Source organism: Pseudomonas sp. ICMP 10191, from assembly GCF_001467335.1.
Taxonomy (GTDB): domain Bacteria; phylum Pseudomonadota; class Gammaproteobacteria; order Pseudomonadales; family Pseudomonadaceae; genus Aquipseudomonas; species Aquipseudomonas cerasi.
Genome location: NZ_LKGW01000155.1, coordinates 1 through 4,154, shown reverse-complemented (window position 1 = coordinate 4,154; position 4,154 = coordinate 1). Strand labels below are relative to the sequence as shown.

Below are 4,154 nucleotides of genomic sequence, written 5' to 3'. Positions count from 1 at the left end.
GTCCAACAAGTATTGTTGACCCACCTGTTCATGCTTGATGCCCGTGATGCTCGTGTTCAGTGAAAGCATCACCCGGGTGCCTAGCAGGAGCAGAGGAATCAGGACAATAAATCCCAAAATTGCGAATTTCATGGGGAATCGAACACGGTTGGTAACGAACAGGGCAGGCGCTAATAAATTCATCGGGTTCTCGATCACTCAAGGTCTGTGAGTGCTTTCTTAGGCGTTAAAAAGTGCCCATCTCTCATTTATGGTTATGAGGTAATGAAAGCATTCCAAGAGATCTTCCTCAAAAGCCGCTTACTCTCCTTTGTTACAGGATCGAATTGCCGCGCTTCTCTTGGTACGAAAACTATCGGCTGCACCGGGCGAAGCTGTAGGGAGGAATGCATGGATAACCAGCATAAAGGCTAAGTAGACCGGTAATGGCACCAGTTGGAGGTGCGTCCGGGCATCCCGTCTTGCGCAACTAAACCGGTCGCCACCTATGCGGTAGTAGCTCCGCAATCTCACTTGCCCGCTGCGTCGGCAGGCGCGTGAGGACGTCCTTCAAATAAGCATACGGATCATGGCCGTTGAGTCGCGCCGATTGGATCAAACTCATGATCGCCGCTGCACGTTTACCGCTGCGTAACGATCCCGCGAACAGCCAGTTCGAACGCCCAAGAGCCCACGGCCGGATTTGATTCTCGCACCAGTTATTATCGATCGGCACGGCACCGTCATCGAGATAGCGCGTCAGCGCTATCCAGCGTTTGAGACTGTAATCCAGCGCCTTGGCGATGGCCGAACCCTCAGGCACAAGCTGTCTTTGGGCGATCATCCAGGTATGAAGTGCGTCGGCGATTGGCGCTGCTTTTTCCTGCCGTATTCGCTGCCGATCACCCGGCTCCAGCTCTCGGACTTCTCGTTCAGCTTCGTACAAGGCCGCGATGTAGTTCAGCGCTTTTTCGGCGACCTGGCTCTTGTTGGTCACGTGCAAGTCGAAGAACTTCCGGCGGGCATGGGCCATGCAGCCGATCTCCGTAACGCCCAGTTCAAAGCCTGCCTTGTAGCCGGCAAAGTCATCGCAGACCAGCTTGCCGTTCCAACTGCCCAAGAAGGCTCGGGCATGTTCGCCAGCGCGGCTCGGGCTGAAGTCGTAAACGACCGCCGCCAGGTTGGAGAACTGACTGGTGGCATAGGCCCAGACGTAAGCGCGATGAGTTTTTTTCGCACCAGGCGTCAGCATTTGTACCGGCGTCTCGTCGGCGTGAACGACGTCGTGCGTCAGCACGGCTTCGCGCAGCGCATCAACCAGCGGCTGTAATTGCACGCCGCAGTTGCCCACCCACTGCGCCAAGGTCGAACGGGCGATGGGCAGCCCGGCGCGGCCGAAGATTTTCTCTTGGCGATACAGCGGCAGATGGTCGGCAAACTTGGCCACCATGATGTGGGCCAGCAGGCCTGCGGTCGGGACGCCTTTGTCGATGACGTGCGCCGGTACCGGCGTCTGGATCAGTGTTTCGCACTGTTCGCAGGCCCACTTTCCACGGATGTGGCGTTCGATGGGNTGGGAAATTGCAACCCATTTGACCAGTCGTTTGCATTCGACTTGACCAGTCGTTTGCATCGGAAGTGACCAGGCATTTGCATTGGACTTGACCACTCGCCTAGCGAGTCATTTGAAAGGCTAAAGCAGCGGTACTGGTGGCACTGTCTGTGGCGCGCCATCGATGATGCACATCCATCCCCAAGTTCTCAGTGCCGACGTCTTCTTAAACTCCTCGACCAGCTCGGCCGCAATTTCCCCTATGTCCGTCCGCAACTCGAACTGAGGGCGCATTGCGTGCAAAACGTCAATTCCCATGTCCCCGGCAAGCAGCTTGCACATCAGCTTATTACGAAGCTTCCAAGGTAGGGCTTTTCCGCGCCTTTCCGGATGCTGGTAAACCATGGTGTTCAAATGCGCCGACGCGTGGATGTAGTCAGCGCTGCTCATCCAGATATGCAGATGGGCAGGCACTCCAAGGGGTAGGACGTTGAACACGAGCCAATCGATTAGGCCAACGGCAACACCGCGCGCTTGAAGCTCCATTGCCAGCATCAGAAGTACTTTGTGCAAGGTGCCTGCTGCCTTGATAGCAACGGTTTTTCGACCTAGGAGATCTGCTTCGACCACTATCGCGATCAACGCAGCGAGGGCATCCAAGCTTGCCCTGCGTTCGAGTTTTTCGAGTAGAACTTGAGTGATTGGTTCGCGCTGAACACTGTCCCAAATCATGTTGCTGGTGCTGCGATAAAGCACCAGTTGGACATCGGTATTTAACGCACGGAAGTAGCTGTCGAAGCTGATTTTCTGTTGCCGGGAGATCAGCTTCATCAAAGTCCATATGGGATGATTCAGGTCGCGGGACGATCCAGGTGCTAGCAGTTCCACCCTACTCAAGGTCTTGGCCTTGGGGGAGATCATTTTCTGTTCGTACCTAGACCACTTGCTTCGGTAATGCCGGATCGTGCCATTCGTATTTCTTCGAAATGACTCTTTTTCGAAATACAGCTCAAGGGCATAGGCAGTTTTGAGGCCTGTCCGCTGCCTCAGTCCTTCGAACCAGTAGCCCACTGCGAGCATTTCCACTGTGTTGCTTCGGGGGCGGCTATTTTCCGGAATTTGTTCGCGCAAGCTGCCTGCGAACTCCGAATAAATGTTTGCAATTCTCTTAAAATCAGACACTTAAAAATCCCCGAACGATCTTTGTACCGTAAAAAATGTAGAAGTCTTACGGCTGGAGCGCAAGGGGGCGGTTTATTACTATCAACTGTGACCAAACCGGACATTAAGTGCGATGCGCGAGCCCCTTGAAATCCAATTTCTGTCATTCGAATTAGAGCTCGACCTCAAACAGCGATATGGCCTGATGGTGGGTGGCAGCGCGCTGTGGAGAGAGTTGGGTTACACATCGTACGACGCGTTTCGTAAAGCTAAACAGCGAGGGACAATTGAGGTGCCGCTATTTGAAGTGCCTAATCGTCGGGGGTTCTTTGCTCTGTCCAAAGAGGTCGCTTGGTGGATTGCTACGCAGCGCTGCGCACGGCAGCAGGCCGTATGAACTAAGCATATGAGGAGTATCACAATGAGATCAGGATAGGAGCTAGCCGGTGGATTTGGAGCACAAAAAAGCCCAGGGGTGGAGCCCTAGGCTTTTTTGATGGTGTTAGGTTTCAGCCCTACGCGCCGTCATTCTGTGTTCCCTCGCGTTCGGCGTCAAGTCGATCACATTCCGTTTGTCTGCAATTTTCACACGGCGCGACCTGTGAGGTGTTCACACACCTGTCGCGAGGAGAACATATGAGGCTGCCAATAAGTACGCAGCGCGAGGTGCTACGCCTTACGAGCGACCCCAAGCTGTCGAATAGGGCTATTGGCCTATTAGCCAAAGTGTCCCATAACACTGTTCGCACCATTCGGGATCAGTTGGCACAGTGTGGACAAAGCTGGGAAGAACTGAAGCACCTTGACGACAAAGCGCTGGCGGAGCGTCTGCATACCCAGCCAAAAGTCTCATCTCAAAGGAAGGCTTACCCGTCATGGCCTGCCATCCATGAACAGCTAAAACTTCCTGACATCACCTTGGAACTCCTATGGCAAGAGTTTCGTACAAGCGAGCCAGAAGGCGTGTCTTATGCTCAGTTCACACGGATTTATCGTGAATGGGTCAATAGGCAAAAGCTGAGCATGCGACAGACTCACCTCCCCGGAGACAAGTGCTTCGTGGACTTTTGTGGCAGGACAATGCCTGTGACCAACCCGGATACTGGAGCAATCAGCCAAGCTCAGGTGTTCGTGGCAACGCTAGGTGCCTCGGGATACATTTTTGCCACCGCCGTGAGAAGTCAAACGATCCCAGACTGGCTCAGATGCAACATTCTGGCCCTGGAGTTCTTCGACGGGGTTCCACGGTTCGTTGTGCCTGATAATTTGAAGTCAGCAGTGACGAAAAACACGAGAGATGTGGTGACCCTAAATCGTGCCTACGCCGAGTTTTCTGAGCACTACGGATTTCAAATTTACCCCGCCAGACCGCGTAAACCGCAAGACAAGTCGCTAGGGAGGCGCTGCAAAAATAGCCAACTGTCCCCACCCTTGGCACACTAAGTTCCTTCAACCAGCCTCC

General features: G+C 54.0%; 4 protein-coding genes and 1 pseudogene. 2 read left to right on the top strand and 3 right to left on the bottom strand.

All coding sequences use genetic code 11. The features are described 5' to 3' along the window. The 3 genes and pseudogenes from AO388_RS29800 to AO388_RS29795 all read right to left on the bottom strand — a co-directional run. On the bottom strand, positions 1-183 hold a 183-nt coding region (locus AO388_RS29800), incomplete at its 3' end, for a hypothetical protein (RefSeq protein ID WP_058417229.1). Positions 184-469: 286 nt separating this feature from the next. After that, positions 470-1,615 (bottom strand): annotated as a pseudogene (gene tnpC, locus AO388_RS23095) (IS66 family transposase); the annotation flags it as partial. A gap of 57 nt (positions 1,616-1,672) precedes the next feature. After that, positions 1,673-2,713 (bottom strand): hypothetical protein, encoded by a 1,041-nt coding sequence (locus AO388_RS29795; RefSeq protein WP_012723149.1) that lies wholly within the window; start codon positions 2,711-2,713, stop codon positions 1,673-1,675. 112 nt (positions 2,714-2,825) lie between these two features. Between AO388_RS29795 and AO388_RS23085 the strand changes: the two genes are divergently transcribed. After that, entirely contained in the window at positions 2,826-3,089 is a 264-nt protein-coding gene (locus tag AO388_RS23085) for a hypothetical protein (RefSeq protein ID WP_012723150.1), read from the top strand. Between the two features lie 239 nt (positions 3,090-3,328). Next, positions 3,329-4,135, top strand: a complete 807-nt coding sequence (gene istA / locus AO388_RS23080) for an IS21 family transposase (protein ID WP_083515877.1) — start codon at positions 3,329-3,331, stop codon at positions 4,133-4,135. Positions 4,136-4,154: the final 19 nt, after the last annotated feature.

Excerpts from the sequence above, each read along its gene's own strand:
- istA (WP_083515877.1), top strand. The coding sequence starts at position 3,329 with ATGAGGCTGCCAATAAGTACGCAGCGCGAGGTGCTACGCCTTACGAGC.
- AO388_RS23085 (WP_012723150.1), top strand. The coding sequence starts at position 2,826 with ATGCGCGAGCCCCTTGAAATCCAATTTCTGTCATTCGAATTAGAGCTC.